General features: G+C 70.9%; 12 protein-coding genes. 4 read left to right on the forward strand and 8 right to left on the reverse strand.

Going from position 1 to position 18,000, the window contains the following annotated elements:
• Positions 1–152 precede the first annotated feature (152 nt).
• Complete coding sequence (mshC, locus tag ACZ60B_RS17650; protein ID WP_469387873.1) at positions 153–1,382, forward strand: cysteine--1-D-myo-inosityl 2-amino-2-deoxy-alpha-D-glucopyranoside ligase; 1,230 nt, start codon at positions 153–155, stop codon at positions 1,380–1,382.
• Positions 1,383–1,471: 89 nt separating this feature from the next.
• Here mshC and ACZ60B_RS17655 read toward each other — a convergent pair whose 3' ends face one another.
• The 6 genes from ACZ60B_RS17655 to ACZ60B_RS17680 all read right to left on the reverse strand — a co-directional run bounded on the left by ACZ60B_RS17655 (position 1,472) and on the right by ACZ60B_RS17680 (position 8,988).
• Positions 1,472–2,467 (reverse strand): PAC2 family protein, encoded by a 996-nt coding sequence (locus tag ACZ60B_RS17655; RefSeq protein ID WP_469387874.1) that lies wholly within the window; start codon positions 2,465–2,467, stop codon positions 1,472–1,474.
• A 175-nt stretch (positions 2,468–2,642) separates the two neighbouring features.
• Positions 2,643–3,314 (reverse strand): FadR/GntR family transcriptional regulator, encoded by a 672-nt coding sequence (locus ACZ60B_RS17660; RefSeq protein WP_469387876.1) that lies wholly within the window; start codon positions 3,312–3,314, stop codon positions 2,643–2,645.
• A 249-nt stretch (positions 3,315–3,563) separates the two neighbouring features.
• Complete coding sequence (locus ACZ60B_RS17665; RefSeq protein WP_469387878.1) at positions 3,564–5,180, reverse strand: glycerol-3-phosphate dehydrogenase/oxidase; 1,617 nt, start codon at positions 5,178–5,180, stop codon at positions 3,564–3,566.
• Positions 5,181–5,189: 9 nt separating this feature from the next.
• Entirely contained in the window at positions 5,190–6,728 is a 1,539-nt protein-coding gene (gene glpK / locus ACZ60B_RS17670; RefSeq protein WP_469387880.1) for a glycerol kinase GlpK, read from the reverse strand.
• A gap of 126 nt (positions 6,729–6,854) precedes the next feature.
• Positions 6,855–7,649 (reverse strand): MIP/aquaporin family protein, encoded by a 795-nt coding sequence (locus tag ACZ60B_RS17675; RefSeq protein ID WP_469387882.1) that lies wholly within the window; start codon positions 7,647–7,649, stop codon positions 6,855–6,857.
• A 574-nt stretch (positions 7,650–8,223) separates the two neighbouring features.
• Complete coding sequence (locus ACZ60B_RS17680) at positions 8,224–8,988, reverse strand: IclR family transcriptional regulator (protein WP_469387885.1); 765 nt, start codon at positions 8,986–8,988, stop codon at positions 8,224–8,226.
• A gap of 295 nt (positions 8,989–9,283) precedes the next feature.
• On the opposite strand from ACZ60B_RS17680, the gene metH reads away from it, so the two are divergent.
• From metH to ACZ60B_RS17695, 3 genes are all read left to right on the forward strand, one after another.
• Entirely contained in the window at positions 9,284–12,796 is a 3,513-nt protein-coding gene (metH, locus tag ACZ60B_RS17685; protein ID WP_469387887.1) for a methionine synthase, read from the forward strand.
• 174 nt (positions 12,797–12,970) lie between these two features.
• Positions 12,971–13,672 carry an HAD family hydrolase gene (locus ACZ60B_RS17690; protein ID WP_469387888.1) on the forward strand — a complete coding sequence of 234 codons (702 nt, stop codon included), beginning with the start codon at positions 12,971–12,973 and terminating at the stop codon, positions 13,670–13,672.
• Positions 13,673–14,115: 443 nt separating this feature from the next.
• Complete coding sequence (locus tag ACZ60B_RS17695) at positions 14,116–15,717, forward strand: ABC transporter substrate-binding protein (protein WP_469387890.1); 1,602 nt, start codon at positions 14,116–14,118, stop codon at positions 15,715–15,717.
• 237 nt (positions 15,718–15,954) lie between these two features.
• Here ACZ60B_RS17695 and ACZ60B_RS17700 read toward each other — a convergent pair whose 3' ends face one another.
• Positions 15,955–16,626 carry a response regulator gene (locus ACZ60B_RS17700; protein ID WP_469387891.1) on the reverse strand — a complete coding sequence of 224 codons (672 nt, stop codon included), beginning with the start codon at positions 16,624–16,626 and terminating at the stop codon, positions 15,955–15,957.
• Between the two features lie 14 nt (positions 16,627–16,640).
• Positions 16,641–17,588: a RecB family exonuclease gene (locus tag ACZ60B_RS17705; protein ID WP_469387893.1), complete on the reverse strand. Its 948-nt coding sequence runs from the start codon at positions 17,586–17,588 to the stop codon at positions 16,641–16,643.
• Positions 17,589–18,000 lie beyond the last annotated feature (412 nt).

Consider the following 18,000-nt stretch of genomic DNA (forward strand, 5'->3'; position numbering starts at 1 on the left):
CGCCCGGTCCGCCGGTACGGGCGGCCCGGATGTGTGCTTGAGCACAGACGGGCGCTCAAGCACACCGGGCCGCGGGCGCGCAAGGACGCCTTCCCGGCCATACGGCCCGCTCCGGTTCGTATGCGGAACTTCCGTCCGGTTAGGCTCATGACATGCATGCCTGGCCCGCTTCCGAGGTCCCCGCCCTGCCTGGTCAGGGCCGCGACCTGAGGATCCACGACTCCGCGACCGGCGGCTCGGTCACCCTCGCCCCCGGTCCCGTCGCCCGTATCTACGTCTGCGGCATCACGCCCTACGACGCCACCCACATGGGTCACGCGGCGACCTACAACGCGTTCGACCTGGTGCAGCGCGTGTGGCTCGACACCAAGCGGCAGGTTCACTACGTCCAGAACGTCACCGACGTCGACGATCCGCTGCTGGAGCGCGCGCAGCGGGACGGCGTCGACTGGGTCGCCCTCGCCGAACAGGAGACGTCGCTCTTCCGCGAGGACATGACCGCGCTGCGGATGCTCCCGCCGCGGCACTACATAGGCGCCGTCGAGGCGATACCCGGCATCGTGCCGCTCGTCGAGCGGCTGCGGGACCAGGGCGCCGCCTACGAGCTCGAAGGCGACGTCTACTTCTCCGTGGAGTCCGACCCCGACTTCGGCAAGGTGTCCCACCTCGACGCCGCCGCCATGCGGCTGCTGTCCGCCGAACGCGGCGGCGACCCCGACCGGTCCGGCAAGAAGAACCCCCTCGACCCGATGCTGTGGATGGCCGCCCGGGACGGCGAGCCGAGCTGGGACGGCGGTTCGCTGGGGCGCGGGCGGCCCGGCTGGCACATCGAGTGCGTCGCCATCGCCCTCGATCACCTAGGCATGGGCTTCGACGTCCAGGGCGGCGGCTCCGACCTCGTCTTCCCGCACCACGAGATGGGCGCCTCGCACGCCCAGGTGCTGACCGGCGAGTTCCCCATGGCCAAGGCGTACGTCCACGCCGGCATGGTCGCCCTGGACGGCGAGAAGATGTCGAAGTCGCGGGGCAACCTCGTCTTCGTCTCGCGCCTGCGGCGCGACGGCGTCGACCCGGCCGCCATCCGCCTCGCCCTCCTCGCCCACCACTACCGCCGCGACTGGGAGTGGACCGACGAGGTGCTGCCGGCCGCCGAGGCACGGCTCGGACGCTGGCGCGCCGCCGTGTCCCGTCCCGACGGACCGCCCGCGGACACCCTCGTCGAGGAGATCCGCGAGGCCCTCGCGAACGACCTCGACGCCCCGGCCGCGCTGCTGGCCGTGGACCGCTGGGCCGCCGCGCAGCAGGAGCGGGGCGGTACGGACATCAGCGCCCCCGGTCTGGTGTCCCGGGCCGTCGACGCGCTGCTGGGCGTCGCCCTGTAGCGGTCGCGGACCTACCGGACGCACGAGAGGGGCGCTTCCTCCCCGCGGAGGAAGCGCCCCTCTTGCGTACGCGGTCGAGGCCCGCGCGGTCAGTCCTCCGACGAATCCTCGTCGTCCGCGCTCGGCTTCGGGGGCTTCGGCGGCCGGGTCCGCTCACTGGGGCTGTCGCGCAGATAGGAACCCGGCGACGACGGCCCGTCGCCGCCCTCCGTGGCGTGCCCCCCGGGTGCCCCGGGCGGTCCGCCGCCGTCCCGCCGCCGCAGATACCGCTCGAACTCACGGGCGATCGCCTCGCCGGACGCCTCCGGCAGCTCCGCGGTGTCCCGGGCCTCCTCCAGCGTCTGCACGTACTCGGCGACCTCGCTGTCCTCGGCGGCCAGCTGGTCCACCCCCACCTGCCAGGCGCGCGCGTCCTCGGGCAGTTCGCCCAGCGGGATGCGCACGTCGATGAGGTCCTCCAGCCGGTTGAGGAGAGCCATCGTGGCCTTCGGGTTGGGCGGCTGCGACACGTAGTGCGGGACGGCCGCCCACAGCGACACCGCCGGCACACCGGCGTGCGTGCACGCCTCCTGCAGGACGCCGACGATGCCCGTCGGGCCCTCGTACTTGGTCTCCTCCAGGTCCATGCGCTGCGCCAGATCCGGGTCGGACGTGGTCCCGCTGATCGGGACCGGACGCGTGTGCGGGGTGTCGCCGAGCAGGGCGCCCAGGATCACCACCAGCTCCACGCCCAGCTCGTGCGCGAAGCCGAGCAGCTCGTTGCAGAACGAGCGCCAGCGCATGGACGGTTCGATGCCGCGGACCAGCACCAGGTCGCGCGGCTTCTCGCCGCCGACCCGGACCACCGACAGCCTCGTCGTCGGCCAAGTGATCTTGCGCACGCCGGCATCCATCCACACCGTGGGCCGGTTCACCTGGAAGTCGTAGTAGTCCTCGGCGTCGAGCGCCGCGAACACCTCGCCCTTCCACTCCCTCTCCAGATGCGCGACCGCGGTGGAAGCGGCGTCGCCGGCATCGTTCCAGCCCTCGAACGCGGCCACCATGACCGGGTCGATCAGCTCGGGAACCCCCTCGAGCTCGATCACCCAGCGCCTCCTTCCGACGTGCCCTCGCGTACGTCCCAACCTTACGGCGTGCGGCGGGGGCGCCCGCAGCCCCCTTGCACGGGGGAGTGAACGGATCACTGCCCCGATCACCACCCCCGAACACCCTCGACGGGCGACGGCCGCCCACCTCCCGCACCCCGGATCCACAGGAGATTCACAGCGTGCTGCGCAGCCACTGCTCCACACTCGCGATGTGCACCGTCGCCCAGGAACGCGCCGCCTCCGCGTCCCGGTCGCGCAGCGCGGCCAGGATCGCCCGGTGCTCGCGCAGCGTGCGGGCGACCGCGTCCTCCTGGGTCAGCCCGCGCCAGATCCGGGCCCGGGTGGTGGGCCCTGACAGCCCGTCGAGCAGCGAGCACAGCACCGAGTTGCCCGCGCTGCGCACGATGTCCCGGTGGAACTCCAGGTCGCAGGCGACGAGTTCCTCCACCGAGGGCGCCGCGCCGAGCGCGTCCAACCGGGCCGAGAGCGCGTCCAGTTGCCGCTCGCCGATCCGCGAGGCCGCCATCGCCGTGGCGGCCGGCTCCAGGATGCGGCGCACGGAGAGGAACTCCAGCACCGTGTCGTCGCGGTGGAAGTCGACGACGAAACTCATCGCCTCCAGCAGCAACTGCGGGTCCAGACTGGTCACATAGGTGCCGTCGCCCTGCCGTACGTCCAGGATCCGGATCAGCGACAGCGCGCGCACCGCCTCCCGCAGCGAGTTGCGCGACAGCCCCAGCCCGGCGGCGAGTTCGCTCTCCTTCGGCAGGCGGTCGCCCGGGCGCAGCGCACCGGAGACGATCATGTCCTTGATCTTCTCGATCGCCTCGTCGGTGACTGCCATGGGAGGGCCCCCTGTCGCTCAGGCATCCGAGACATCCGATGTCTCAGGGGCATTATGGAGGCCCGGCCCGCCCGACGCGGCCAAGTCGCCGATCACGGCCCGCCCGTCGAGCCCGGTCCGCGCCCGAGAACGCCTGCGCCCGGGCGGAGACGTCGAGAGGGGCGGCTCCGGTGACGTGGAGCCGCCCCCCTCCCGGCGGCGGGCGCAGGACCCGGCGCAGGACCCGGTCAGGCGGGGCCGGCGCCGGGCCTACTGCCCGTCGAGCACGTCCTGGACCTTCGCCCGGACCTCGTCCGTGGCCAGACCCCGGATCGTCAGCGTCGTACGACGGCGCAGCACGTCGTCCGGCGTCTGGGCCCACTCGTGGTCCCGGGCGTAGACGACCTGCGCCCAGATCTCCGGCGCGTCCTGGTGGACGCGCTCGCCCAGCCGCGGGTCCTCGTTCGCCAGCCGGGCGATGTCGAAGGCCAGCGAACCGTAGTGGGTGGCCAGGTGCCGGGCGGTGTCCGCCGCCATCCGCGGCCCCGGCGCCGGACGGTCGGTGAGCAGCCGGTGGGCGACCGCGCGCGGGTTCGCGACCCCCGGCAGCGGCAGCTTCTTCGGCAGCGCGGCGACCGGCTCGAAGTCGTCGCCGAGCGGATGCCCCGGCAGTTCCTGGAGCTTGCGCATAACCGTACGGCCGATGTGCCGGAAGGTGGTCCACTTGCCGCCCGCGACGGACAGCATCCCGCCCCGGCCCTCGGTCACCACCGTCTCGCGCTTGGCCTTGGCGGTGTCGCCGGGGCCGCCTGGCAGCACCCGCAGACCGGCGAAGGCGTACGTGATGAGGTCACGGTCGAGCTGCTGGTCCCGGATGGAGAACGCGGCCTCGTCGAGGATCTGGGCCGTGTCCTTGTCGTTGACCGCGACGTCCGCCGGGTCGCCCTCGTACTCCTCGTCGGTCGTGCCCAGCAGCAGCATGTCCTCCCAGGGCAGGGCGAAGGTGATGCGGTACTTGTCGATGGGGGTGGCCAGCGCGGCCTTCCACGGCGCGGTCCGCTTCAGGACCAGATGCGCGCCCTTCGACAGCCGTATCGACGGCGCGGCGCCGGCGTCCTCCATCCGGCGCAGGTGGTCCACCCACGGGCCGGTCGCGTTCAGCACCAGCCGCGCGTTCACGCCGAACTCGTCACCGGAGAGGCGGTCGCGCAGCTCGGCGCCCGTCACCCGGCCCCGGGTGAAGCGCAGTCCGGTGACCTCGGCGTGGTTGAGGACGACGGCGCCCGACTCGACGGCCGCGCGGACCGTCATCAACGCCATCCGGGAGTCGTTCATCTGGTCGTCGCCGTAGACGGCGACGGCCTTGAGGTTGTCGGTGCGCAGCTCGGGCACGTCCTGCGCGGCCTTGGCCGGGCTGAGCAGGTGACCGACGCCGTCACCGAACGCGGAGAGCGCGGAGTAGGCGAAGACGCCCGCCCCGAGCTTCGCCGCGCCGTGCGGCCCGCCCTTGTACACGGGGAGGTAGAACGTGAGCGGGTTCGCCAGGTGGGGGGCCACCTGGCGGGAGACCGCACGGCGCTCGAAGTGGTTCTCCGCCACCAGTTTCACCGCGCCGGTCTGGAGGTAGCGCAGACCGCCGTGGAGCAGCTTGGAGGAGGCGGAGGAGGTGGCACCGGCGAAGTCGCCGGAGTCGACCAGAGCCACCCGCAGACCGGACTGCGCGGCGTGCCAGGCGGTGGAGATGCCCAGGATGCCGCCGCCGATCACGAGGAGGTCGTACGACGCCTTGGAGAGCTGCTCTCGGGTCTCGGCACGACTCGGGTTCGAGCCGGCGGCCGGGCGCGTACCGAGGGCAGGCACGGACTGCAGGGTGGGCTGACTGGTCATCGGTGGTTCTTACTCCTCGTCCTCGAGCCAGCCCATGGTCCGCTCGACGGCCTTGAGCCAGCTCTTGTACTCACGGTCGCGGTGCTCCGCGTCCATGCGGGGGGTCCATTCGGCGGCCCGGCGCCAGTTGGCGCGCAGGTCGTCGGTGTTGTTCCAGAAGCCGACGGCGAGACCGGCGGCGTAGGCGGCGCCGAGGCAGGTCGTCTCGGCGACCATCGGACGCACCACGGGGGCGTCCAGGAAGTCCGAGAGGGTCTGCATCAGCAGGTTGTTGGAGGTCATGCCGCCGTCGACCTTGAGGGCCGAGAGCTCGACGCCCGAGTCCTTCGTCATGGCGTCGGTGATCTCACGGGTCTGCCAGGCCGTGGCCTCCAGGACGGCGCGCGCGAGGTGCGCCTTGGTGACGTACCGGGTCAGACCGGCGATCACACCGCGGGCGTCGGAGCGCCAGTACGGGGCGAACAGGCCGGAGAAGGCCGGCACGAAGTAGGCGCCGCCGTTGTCCTCGACGGTCAGCGCGAGCGTCTCGATCTCGGCGGCGGTGGAGATCAGGCCCATCTGGTCGCGCATCCACTGCACCAGCGAACCGGTGACGGCGATCGAACCCTCCAGGGCGTACACCGGCTTCTGGTCGCCGATGCGGTAGCCGACCGTGGTCAGCAGGCCCGAGTAGGAGTTGATGATCTTCTCGCCGGTGTTCATCAGCATGAACGTGCCGGTGCCGTACGTGGACTTGGCCTCGCCCTCGGAGAAGCAGGTCTGGCCGAACAGGGCCGCCTGCTGGTCGCCGAGCGCGGAGGCGACCGGGATGCCGCCGAGCAGCTCGCCCAGCCGGCCGCCGGTGACCTCGCCGTACACCTCGGCGGAGGAGCGGATCTCGGGCAGCATCGACAGCGGGACGCCGATGGACTCGGCGATCTTCTCGTCCCACTCCAGGGTGTGCAGGTTCATCAGCATGGTGCGCGAGGCGTTGGTGACGTCGGTGACGTGCTTGCCGCCGTTCGCACCGCCGGTCAGGTTCCAGATGACCCAGGTGTCCATGGTGCCGAAGAGGATGTCGCCCGCCTCGGCGCGCTCGCGCAGGCCCTCGACGTTGTCGAGCAGCCAGCGCGCCTTGGGGCCGGCGAAGTACGACGCGAGCGGCAGGCCGGTCTCGCGGCGGAAGCGGTCCTGGCCGACGTTGCGGCCGAGCTCCTTGCAGAGCGCGTCGGTGCGGGTGTCCTGCCAGACGAGGGCGTTGTGGACGGGCTCACCGGTGTTCTTGTCCCACAGCAGCGTGGTCTCGCGCTGGTTGGTGATGCCGATGGCCTTGATGTCGTCGCGGGTGATGCCGGCCTTCGCGATGGCTCCGGCGACGACCTCCTCGACGTTGGTCCAGATCTCGGTGGCGTCGTGCTCCACCCAGCCCGGCTTGGGGAAGATCTGCTCGTGCTCCTTCTGGTCGACGGAGACGATCCGGCCGTCGCGGTCGAAGACGATGCAGCGGCTGGAGGTGGTGCCCTGGTCGATGGCGGCGATGAACGGGCCGGCGGTGTGCGCGTCGGTCACTGTCTGCTCCTGGGAGTTCCGTGGTTGGGGGCGGTACGTACGGCGCGTGCGGTGAGGTTCGGTGCTTCGGGCCCGGACTCCCGGTGCGTGCGGTGCACGGAGCGGGAGTCCGGAGGACCGGCGTTCTCAGGCGAAGGCGACGTTGTATATGCCCGCGGCGATCGCCCCGCCGATCAGCGGGCCGGCCACCGGTATCCAGGCGTAGCGCCAGTCGGAGCCGCCCTTGTTGGGCAGCGGCAGGAGCGCGTGCACGATGCGCGGTCCGAGGTCACGGGCCGGGTTGATCGCGTAGCCGGTCGGGCCGCCGAGGGACAGACCGATCGAGACGACGACGAGGGCGGTGATCAGCGCGCCCAGCGTGCCGAGGCCGTTGCCCGCGTCGTTCAGGCCCTGGGTGAGGACGGCGATGACGAGCACGAAGGTGCCGATGATCTCCGTGGCCAGGTTCTGCCAGACCACACGGATCTCGGGACCGGTGGAGAAGACGCCCAGCACCGGGCCGGCGCCTCTCTCCCGGGCCTCGACGGACTTCACCTCGGCGGGCTGCCCGCCGAGGTCGCCGACGATCTCCTCGTCCGTCAGGTGCGCCTGGAACTGGCCGTAGTAGGCGACCCAGACCAGCGTCGCGCCGATCATGGCGCCCAGGAGCTGGCCGCCCCAGTAGACCGGAACGTTGCTCCAGTCGCCGTCCTTGATCGCGAGTGCGAGCGTGACCGCCGGGTTGAGATGCGCGCCGGACAGCGGGCCGGAGGTGTAGACGGCCGTGAGAACGGCGAAGCCCCACCCGAAGGTGATGGCGAGCCAGCCGGCGTTGCGGGCCTTGGAGGCCTTCAGCGTGACGGCGGCGCAGACGCCACCGCCGAGCAGGATGAGTATGGCGGTACCGATGGTCTCGCCGATGAAGATGTCGGAGCTGGACACCCGCGACTCCTTTGTCCTTCGTCCAGGAAGCCGAATCCCGGGTCCCGCCGGGAGTTCGACGCCCTCGGGGGTGAGAGCGATGCCGGCCGTGGACGTTGCCACACCTTAGCGCGTATTGCCGTCAGGTGTTCGACAATGTCGACCGGTGGACGGGAGTCTTGCTCCGGCGTCACGCGTGCGTCAAGGGTTCTGTTGTCGAAAGCGCGATCGTTATTCGCGATCGTCACTGATGGGCGGGGGATGGCGGGCCTGGCCGGGGGCCGGCGGGCCGGGCGACGGCGATGCGGCCACGACGCGCACACGACCTGGCGTTTGTCCCACTTTGTACACCTTGGGACATGGCGAGGACCGGAGCGCCACCGGGCGGTCCGGTCCGTGAGGCCGAAGGTGCGCGGGGCCGCGCCGGCTCAGGGCCTGTCCGGCGGATCGAGTCGCAGGAAAGCGGCGGTGCCGTACCGACCCCGCGTCTGCGGCATGATCCCGGCAACGCGGCGAGCGTGCGCGCCGGGCGTCGCCGGGCGGACGGGACTTTCGAAACACGCCCCGGAAGCGGGCCGATCCGCCGGGCAGGCCGCTAGAAGCGGGCGGCGCCCAGGTCCCGCGACACCGCGCGGGCGCAGTCCCGCACCGCCGCGATCAGCTCGGGACGCAACTCCCCGTCCCGGCCGAGCCGCTCCACGGCCCCGGTGATGCAGACCGCGCCGACCGGCATGCGCCGCCGGTCGTGGATGGGCGCGGCGATCGACGCGACGCCCTCCCAGGTCTCCTCGACGTCGGCCGCGTACCCCCGCGCCCGCGTGAGGTCGAGGACCTGCTCGAACGCCGCCGACTCGCACACGGTCCGGTCCGTGAACGGCTTGCGGTCGGCTTCCATGACCTCGCTGTGCGCCACCGGGTCGTACGCCGACAGCACCTTGCCGAGCGCGGTGGAGTGCAGGGGCTGCATGGCCCCGATCTCCAGCACCTGCCGGCTGTCGTCCGGCCGGAAGACGTGATGCACGATCAGCACGCCCTGCTGGTGCAGGACCCCCAGGTGCACGCTCTCCCCGCTGGAACGCGCCAGGTCGTCCGTCCACACCAGGGCCCGGGCGCGCAGTTCGTGCACGTCGAGATACGTGGTGCCCAGCCGCAGCAGCTCGGCGCCCAGCTGGTAACGCCCGGAGGTGTCCTCCTGCTCCACGAAACCCTCCAGCTGAAGGGTGCGCAGAATGCCGTGCGCGGTGCCCTTGGCGAGGCCGAGCGCCGAGGCGATGTCCGACAGGCCGAGCCGCCGCTCGCCGCCCGCGAGCAGCCGCAGCATCGCGGCCGCCCGTTCGAGCGACTGGATGTTCCGTGCCATCGCCGTCCTGCCTCCGTCCCCATGACCGACAATGCGCGGCCTTAAACTGCCAACGTTCGGCAATGCCGAACACTACCGGTCCAGGTGGACGTCCCGCCAATGGTCCGTCGGTACCTGTTGCGCCACGCGTCCCCCGGCAGAGACCCGCGCGCCGTCCTCGTCCGCCTCGTGGACGCCCCGACCATAAGCCCCCGGTCCCGGATACCCTGACGGGGTGCGCCCGCCCAGGGACCCTTCCCGGTACTCCCCGGGCGGCGCAAAGCCGACAGCCGTCGCACCAAAAGGGAGCCCCTTCATGGCCTCTGTGCCGCCGACCCTTGCCGACAGCCGGACCCGCGTGTCCGCGCTCCGAGAGGCCCTCGCCACCCGTGTGGTGGTCGCCGACGGAGCCATGGGCACCATGCTCCAGGCCCAGGAGCCCACACTCGAGGACTTCCAGAACCTCGAGGGCTGCAACGAGATCCTCAATGTGACCCGGCCCGACATCGTCCGTTCGGTCCATGAGGCCTACTTCTCCGTGGGCGTGGACTGCGTCGAGACGAACACGTTCGGAGCCAACCACTCCGCGCTCGGCGAGTACGACATCGCCGACCGCGTGTACGAGCTGTCCGAGGCGGGCGCCCGCGTCGCCCGCGAGGTCGCGGACGACTTCACCGCCCGCGACGGCCGACAGCGCTGGATCCTGGGCTCCATGGGCCCCGGCACCAAGCTGCCCACCCTGGGCCACGCCCCCTACACCACCCTGCGCGACGCCTACCAGCGCAACGCCGAGGGACTGCTCGCGGGCGGCGCCGACGCACTGCTCGTCGAGACCACCCAGGACCTGCTCCAGACCAAGTCCGCGGTCCTCGGCACCCGCCGCGCGCTCGACGCCCTCGGCCTCGACCTGCCGCTGATCGTCTCGGTGACCGTCGAGACCACCGGCACCATGCTGCTGGGCTCGGAGATCGGCGCCGCCCTCACCGCGCTGGAACCGCTCGGCATCGACATGATCGGTCTGAACTGCGCCACCGGCCCGGCCGAGATGAGCGAGCACCTGCGCTACCTCGCCCGCACCTCCCGCATCCCGCTCGCCTGCATGCCCAACGCGGGCCTGCCGGTCCTCGGCAAGGACGGCGCCCACTACCCGCTGAGCGCGCCCGAGCTCGCCGACGCCCAGGAGACCTTCGTACGCGAGTACGGCCTCTCGCTCGTCGGCGGCTGCTGCGGCACCACCCCCGAGCACCTGCGCCAGGTCGTCGAGCGCGTCCGCGGCCTCGCCCCGGGCGAGCGCCGGCCGCGCCCGGAGCCGGGCGCCGCCTCCCTCTACCAGACCGTCCCCTTCCGTCAGGACACCTCCTACCTGGCGATCGGCGAGCGGACGAACGCCAACGGCTCGAAGAAGTTCCGCGAGGCGATGCTGGAGGGCCGCTGGGACGACTGCGTGGAGATGGCCCGCGACCAGATCCGCGAGGGCGCGCACATGCTCGACCTGTGCGTCGACTACGTGGGCCGCGACGGTGTCGCCGACATGGAGGAACTGGCCGGCCGTTTCGCCACCGCCTCCACGCTGCCGATCGTCCTGGACTCCACCGAGGTGGAGGTCATCCGGGCCGGCCTGGAGAAGCTCGGTGGCCGCGCGGTCATCAACTCCGTGAACTACGAGGACGGCGACGGCCCCGAGTCCCGCTTCGCCAAGGTCACCAAGCTCGCCCAGGAGCACGGCGCCGCGCTGATCGCGCTGACCATCGACGAGGAGGGCCAGGCCCGTACCCCCGAGAAGAAGGTCGAGATCGCCGAACGGCTGATCGAGGACCTCACCGGGAACTGGGGCATCCACGAGTCGGACATCCTGATCGACACCCTGACCTTCACCATCTGTACGGGCCAGGAGGAGTCCCGCGGCGACGGCATCGCCACCATCGAGGCGATCCGCGAGCTCAAGCGCCGCCACCCCGACGTGCAGACCACGCTGGGTCTGTCGAACATCTCCTTCGGCCTCAACCCGGCCGCCCGCATCCTGCTCAACTCGGTCTTCCTCGACGAGTGCGTCAAGGCCGGACTGGACTCGGCGATCGTGCACGCCAGCAAGATCCTGCCGATCGCCCGCTTCGACGACGAGCAGGTGCAGACCGCCCTCGACCTCATCCACGACCGGCGCCGCGAGGGCTACGACCCGCTCCAGAAGCTCATGCAGCTCTTCGAGGGCGCCACGGCCAAGTCGCTCAAGGCCGGCCGGGCGGAGGAACTGGCGGCACTGCCGCTGGAGGAGCGCCTCAAGCGGCGGATCATCGACGGCGAACGCAACGGCCTGGAAGCCGACCTGGACCTCGCCCTGGCCGAACGCCCCGCCCTCGACATCGTCAACGAGACCCTGCTCGACGGCATGAAGGTCGTCGGCGAGCTGTTCGGCTCGGGCCAGATGCAACTGCCGTTCGTCCTCCAGTCCGCCGAGGTGATGAAGGCCGCCGTCGCCCACCTCGAACCGCACATGGAGAAGTCGGACACCGAGGGCAAGGGCACCATCGTGCTGGCCACCGTGCGCGGCGACGTCCACGACATCGGCAAGAACCTGGTCGACATCATCCTGTCGAACAACGGCTACAACGTCGTCAACCTCGGCATCAAGCAGCCGGTGTCCGCGATCCTGGAGGCCGCGGAGGAGCACCGGGCCGACGTCATCGGCATGTCGGGCCTGCTGGTGAAGTCCACCGTGATCATGAAGGAGAACCTGGAGGAGCTCAACCAGCGCGGCCTGGCCGCCGACTTCCCGGTCATCCTCGGCGGCGCCGCCCTCACCCGCGCCTACGTCGAGCAGGACCTGCACGAGATCTACGAGGGCGAGGTCCGCTACGCCCGCGACGCCTTCGAGGGCCTGCGCCTGATGGACGCCCTGGTCGGCGTCAAGCGCGGAGTGCCGGGCGCGAAGCTGCCGGAGCTCAAGCAGCGCAGGGTCAGGGCGACGCCCGCGGTACAGGTCGAGGAGCACCCCGAGGAAGGGCACGTGCGCTCCGACGTGGCCACCGACAACCCGATCCCCACCCCGCCGTTCTGGGGCACCCGGGTCGTCAAGGGCATCCAGCTCAAGGAGTACGCGAGCTGGCTCGACGAGGGCGCCCTGTTCAAGGGCCAGTGGGGCCTGAAGCAGGCCCGCACCGGCGACGGCCCCACGTACGACGAACTCGTCGAGACCGAGGGCCGGCCGCGACTGCGCGGACTGCTGGACCGGCTCCAGACCGACAACCTGCTGGAAGCCGCCGTGGTCTACGGCTACTTCCCCTGCGTGTCCAAGGACGACGACCTGATCCTGCTGGACGAACAGGGCAACGAACGCACCCGCTTCACCTTCCCCCGCCAGCGCCGCGGCCGCCGCCTGTGCCTGGCGGACTACTTCCGCCCGGAGGAGTCGGGGGAGACCGACGTCGTCGGACTCCAGGTCGTCACCGTCGGCTCCCGCATCGGCGAGGAGACGGCCAAGCTGTTCGCCGCCGACTCCTACCGCGACTACCTCGAGCTGCACGGCCTGTCCGTACAGCTCGCCGAGGCGCTCGCCGAGTACTGGCACGCCCGCGTCCGCTCCGAGCTGGGCTTCGCCGGAGAGGACCCGGACCGGGTCGAGGACATGTTCGCCCTGAAGTACCGGGGCGCCCGCTTCTCGCTCGGCTACGGCGCCTGCCCCGACCTGGAGGACCGCGCCAAGATCGCCGACCTCCTCCAGCCGGAGCGGATCGGCGTCCACCTCTCGGAGGAGTTCCAGCTCCACCCCGAGCAGTCCACCGACGCCATCGTCATCCACCACCCGGAGGCGACGTACTTCAACGCCCGCTGACCTGCGACGCCCTGCCGCGACGACCTGCGGCGGCAGGGCGGGAGGACCCGCGACGCGCCCGGCCGTGAACACCGCGACGCACATTGATCGGACAAGTCGTACACTGGTCGGTCCACTCCAGGCCGGTTCCCCGTGAGGGAACCGGCCTGGTCGTCCCTTCAAGGAGGTACGTGGATGACCAGTACGGTCCCCGCACTCGGAACCCGAACGGCCGAAGGATCAGCCCTCCAGGCGGTGCTCCTGGACATGGACGGCACCCTCGTGGACACCGAGGGCTTCTGGTGGGACGTCGAGGTCGAGGTCTTCGCCGGCCTCGGTCACGCCCTCGACGACTCCTGGCGCCATGTCGTGGTGGGCGGCCCGATGACCCGCAGCGCCGGGTTCCTCATCGAGGCCACCGGCGCGAACATCGCCCTCGCCGAACTCACCCTCCTGCTGAACAGCGGGTTCGAGGCCAGGATCGCCGAGACCCTGCCGCTGATGCCGGGAGCCGCCCGGCTGCTGGCCGAACTGTCCGAGTACGAGATCCCCACCGCCCTGGTGTCCGCCTCGCACCGACGCATCATCGACCGCGTCCTGACCTCGCTCGGCCCCCAGCACTTCGCCCTGAGCGTCGCCGGCGACGAGGTGGTCCGCACCAAGCCCCACCCCGACCCCTATCTCCTCGCCGCCGCCGGACTCGGCGTCGACCCCGCCCGCTGCGCGGTCGTCGAGGACACCGCGACCGGCGTCGCGGCGGCCGAAGCCGCGGGCTGCCATGTCGTGGCCGTGCCGTCGATCGCCCCCATCGCCCCCGCCGCTCGCCGCACCGTCGTGGGCTCCCTCGAAGAAGTCGACCTGGCCTTCCTGCGGGGCCTGGTGACACACGCGGTCTGAACCGTCACCCGGTGGGCCGACCCCCGCCGCCGGACCCGGAATCCGGACGGAAGACACCTCCACGACGCGCCAGGAGACCGGCCGGCGACACGCGCCCGGCCGGGCGCGTATCCCTACCCGACCCCGAACAGTCGACTGTGTGACATTCGCCACCCCGAACGGGGTCGACAGGTAGGGCGGCGTGTGCAGATCCCCCCGCTTTCCCCAGCGCCGAAGCGCCTTTGTGTCCTGATTGGGGAGACCGTGCACTAATCCTTCCACTGTCGGGTTTTCGGTGTGTCCGCGCCCGGTTTCACTCCGTGATGGAGCTGCGCTCCTCCGCCTGTGAACCGTCCCGCCGGTCCGGACTAATCTCATCGCGAAACATCGGCCTACCCCCGTGACCCGTCGCAACACCCCTGCATGCCGGGTGCACGGACTTGAACAGCTGGAGAAACCCGAGCATGAACCGCAAGACTTTGGTGCTGCCGGCCGTGATCGGTCTCATCGCGCCCGTGCTCGCCGCCTGCGGCGGGTCCGACAGCGGGAGCAGCGGCGGCGACGCCATCGTCGTCGGCACCACGGACAGTTTCACCGCGACGAAGGACGCGCCCGCGCCGCTCGACCCGGCCTACGCCTACGACGTCGGCACCTGGAACATCCTGCGCCAGACCGTGCAGACGCTGATGGTCCAGCCGAAGGGCGACGGCGACCCGGTCCCCGAGGCCGCCGAGAGCTGCAGCTTCACCGACACCGGCAACGAGCGGTACGCCTGCAAGCTCCGCAGCGACCTGAAGTTCTCCAACGGCGACTCCGTCACCGCGGCAGATGTGAAGTACTCCATCGACCGCGCCCGCGCCATCAAGTCCGACTCGGGCGTCTTCGCGCTGCTGTCGACCATCGACACCGTCGAGACGCAGGGCGACGACCAGGTGATCTTCCACCTGAAGACCGCCGACGCGACCTTCCCGTTCAAGCTGTCCACCCCGGTCGCGGGCATCGTGAACCCCGACGACTACCAGAAGGACAAGCTGCGCGACGGCTTCGAGGTGGACGGCTCCGGCCCCTACACCCTCAAGGCCGAGGTCCAGGGCGACAAGATGGTCAAGGCCGTCTTCACCAAGAACCCCAACTACAAGGGGTCGCTCAAGGTGAACAACGACAAGGCCGAGATGGTCTCCTACGACGACTCCGACGCCCTCGGCGCCGCGCTCGACAAGGGCGACGTCGACATCATCTCCCGTGGTCTGACCCCGGCGCAGGTCAAGAAGTACACCAACGCCGGCGGCGACATCGACGTCGTGGAACTGCCCGGACTCGAGATCCGCTACCTCGGCTTCAACACCGACGCCCCGTCGGTGAAGGACAAGGCCGTCCGCGAGGCGATGGCCCAGCTCATCAACCGCAGCGAGATCGTCTCCAAGGTCTACGGCTCCCAGGCCGAGTCGCTGTACTCGCTGGTCCCGGCCAGCGTGACCGGCCACTCCAACGCGTTCTTCAACAAGTACGGCGACCCGAGCGTCGCCAAGGCCGCCTCCCTGCTGAGCAAGGCCGGCGTCACCACCCCGGTGAGCCTGACCCTGAACTACACGACCGACCACTACGGCGCGGTCACCAAGCAGGAGTTCGAGGTCATACAGAAGCAGCTCAACAACAGCGGCCTGTTCAAGATCGACATCAAGGGCACCCCCTGGGAGTCCTACGTCCCGGCCGAGCGCAAGGGCAAGTACGACGTCTACGGCATGGGTTGGTTCCCCGACTTCCCCGACGCGGACAACTTCCTCGCCCCGTTCGTCGACAAGGACAACTTCCTCAAGTCGCCGTACTCCAACAGCCAGATCATCAACGAGCTGATCCCGGAGTCCCGCCGCCAGGCCGACCGGCTCACCGCCGCCTCCAGCCTGAACGACATCCAGGACATCGTGGCCCGGGACGTCCCGGTGCTGCCGCTCTGGCAGGGCAAGCAGTACGTCGTCGCCCGCGACGACGTCACGGGCACCGCGTACGCCCTGAACTCCTCCTCGACGCTCCAGCTCTGGGAGCTCGGCCGAGGCGCCGGCAGCTGACGCCCACCCCCGGGAACCCGAGGCCCTGACCGGCCCCGGGAGCAGAACGAACAACGACACGTCAGCAGCACGTGGACCCGCGCGACCAGTGGCCGGTCCTGCCCCCGCGGCAGGACCGGCCACCGGCTTTCCCCGCCGACACCGGCATCGGCGAGTACCGACCGCACACGACGAAAGGGCGCCCCCGCACAAGGGGCGCCCTTCCATCCGTACGTCACACGGCCCGACAGACCGTCCCTACTGCGCGCCGGGACGCACCAACCCGCTCTCGTACGCGTACACCGCCGCCTGCACCCGGTCACGCAGACCCAGCTTCGTCAGCACATGACCGACATGCGTCTTGACCGTCGTCTCACTGACGAACAGATCCGCCGCGATCTCCGCGTTCGACAACCCCCGCGCCACCAGCTTCAGCACCTCGACCTCACGGTCGGTCAACGTGTGCAGCGTGTTCGGCACCGGCTCGTCCCCGGACGGCAGATGCGTGGCGTACTTGTCCAGCAGCCGCCGCGTGATACTCGGCGCGAGCATCGCCTCACCACCCGCCACCACCCGGATCGCCTGCACCAACTCGTTCGCCGGCGCGTCCTTCAGCAGAAACCCGCTGGCACCCGCCCGCAACGCCTCCACCACGTACTCGTCGAGATCGAACGTCGTCAGCACCAGCACCTTCGCCGGACCGTCCCGCCCCGGACCCGTGATCTGCCGCGTCGCCTCCACACCGTCCATCCGCGGCATACGGATGTCCATCAACACCACATCGGGCTGCAGGGCCCGCACCTGATCGAGCGCCTGCAGACCGTCGCCCGCCTCGCCGACCACCGCGATGTCCTGTTCCGCCTCCAGAATCATCCGGAAGCCCGTACGCAGCAGCGGCTGGTCGTCGACCAGTAGGACGCGGATGGCCACGTAGATCTCCTTCGCTAGTCCGGCCCCATTCTGCCCTGCTCCCCGTCCCCGGACGCCTCCGCCCTCACCGGCAGCGGATACGGCGGAGGCGTACCCCCGAACTCCGGACAATGCGCCTGGTGATCGCACCAACCGCACAACTTCGTCGGCCGCGGCCGCCACTCACCCGTCTCCGTCGCCAGCCGGATCGCCTCCCACAGCGCCAACAGCTTGCGCTCCACCCGCTCCAGATCCGCGGGCACCGGATCGTAGGTGACCACATCACCGCTGCCGAGGTACACCAGCTGCAACCGCCTCGGCAGCACCCTCTTCAGCCGCCACACCACCAGCGCGTAGAACTTCATCTGGAACAACGCGCCCTCGGCATACTCCGGCCGCGGCGCCTTGCCCGTCTTGTAGTCCACGATGCGCACCTCACCCGTGGGCGCCACATCCACCCGGTCGATGATCCCCCGCAGCGTCAGCCCCGACTCCAGCTCCGCCTCGACGAACAACTCCCGCTCGGCCGGCTCCAGCCGCGTCGGATCCTCCAACGTGAACCAGCGCTCCACCAGCCGCTCCGCCTCACCCAGCCAGCGCGCCAGCCGCTCGCCCCCCGGATCGTCCGCGAACAGCTCCGCCACCTCGGGACGGCTCTCCCGCAACCGCTCCCACTGACCCGGCACCAACGACCTCGCCCGCGGCGCCGTCCGCTCCACGGCCGGCGCGTCGAACAACCGCTCAAGCACCGCGTGCACCAGCGTGCCCCGCGTCGCCGCCTCACTCGGCCGCTCCGGCAACCGGTCGATCACCCGGAACCGGTACAACAACGGACACTGCATGAAGTCACTCGCACGCGACGGAGACAGCGACGCGGGCGGCCGCGCCCCGGGCACCGACGCCCCCACGACCCCGGCCTGCGGGTCATGCCCTGCCGTACCACCGCCGTCGGACGGCCCGGCGCCCTGCGCACTCGTCTCCATGCCCACAGACCATACGGCCAGCCACCGACAACGACCCAGCCACCGCCGCGACCGCCGCGACGGGCGACCGGGCAAACACGGGGGGTGCCGGGGCCGAACGCGTCACCACGGCCGCATACCATCGACCACAGACCTTCCGTCCGGCAGGCGCGGAAGACGCTTCGAACGAGGGGACATCGTGGACGAGAGCGGCGGGAGCGGGCAGCCGCGGTCGGGCAACGACGAACCGGCCGAGCGCCACCCGGGCCACCCGGCCCCGGCAGGCGGTTCCGCACACCCGGACCCCACCCCACGCGAGCGGACCACCGGACCGGAACCCACCGGTCCCGGCGCCCCCCCCCCCCCCCGCCCCCCCCCCGGCCCCCGGCCCCCCGGCCCCCGGCGCCCCCCCCCCCCCCCCCCCCCCGCCCCC

It is taken from the genome of Streptomyces sp. NPDC104096 (genome assembly GCF_055584385.1).

Bases quoted from the DNA above. Each gene is read 5' to 3' on its own strand.
- mshC (WP_469387873.1), top strand. From the start codon at position 153: ATGCATGCCTGGCCCGCTTCCGAGGTCCCCGCCCTGCCTGGTCAGGGC.
- ACZ60B_RS17660 (WP_469387876.1), bottom strand. From the start codon at position 3,314: ATGGCAGTCACCGACGAGGCGATCGAGAAGATCAAGGACATGATCGTC.
- ACZ60B_RS17665 (WP_469387878.1), bottom strand. From the start codon at position 5,180: ATGACCAGTCAGCCCACCCTGCAGTCCGTGCCTGCCCTCGGTACGCGC.
- ACZ60B_RS17680 (WP_469387885.1), bottom strand. From the start codon at position 8,988: ATGGCACGGAACATCCAGTCGCTCGAACGGGCGGCCGCGATGCTGCGG.
- metH (WP_469387887.1), top strand. From the start codon at position 9,284: ATGGCCTCTGTGCCGCCGACCCTTGCCGACAGCCGGACCCGCGTGTCC.
- ACZ60B_RS17690 (WP_469387888.1), top strand. From the start codon at position 12,971: ATGACCAGTACGGTCCCCGCACTCGGAACCCGAACGGCCGAAGGATCA.
- ACZ60B_RS17695 (WP_469387890.1), top strand. From the start codon at position 14,116: ATGAACCGCAAGACTTTGGTGCTGCCGGCCGTGATCGGTCTCATCGCG.
- ACZ60B_RS17705 (WP_469387893.1), bottom strand. From the start codon at position 17,588: ATGGAGACGAGTGCGCAGGGCGCCGGGCCGTCCGACGGCGGTGGTACG.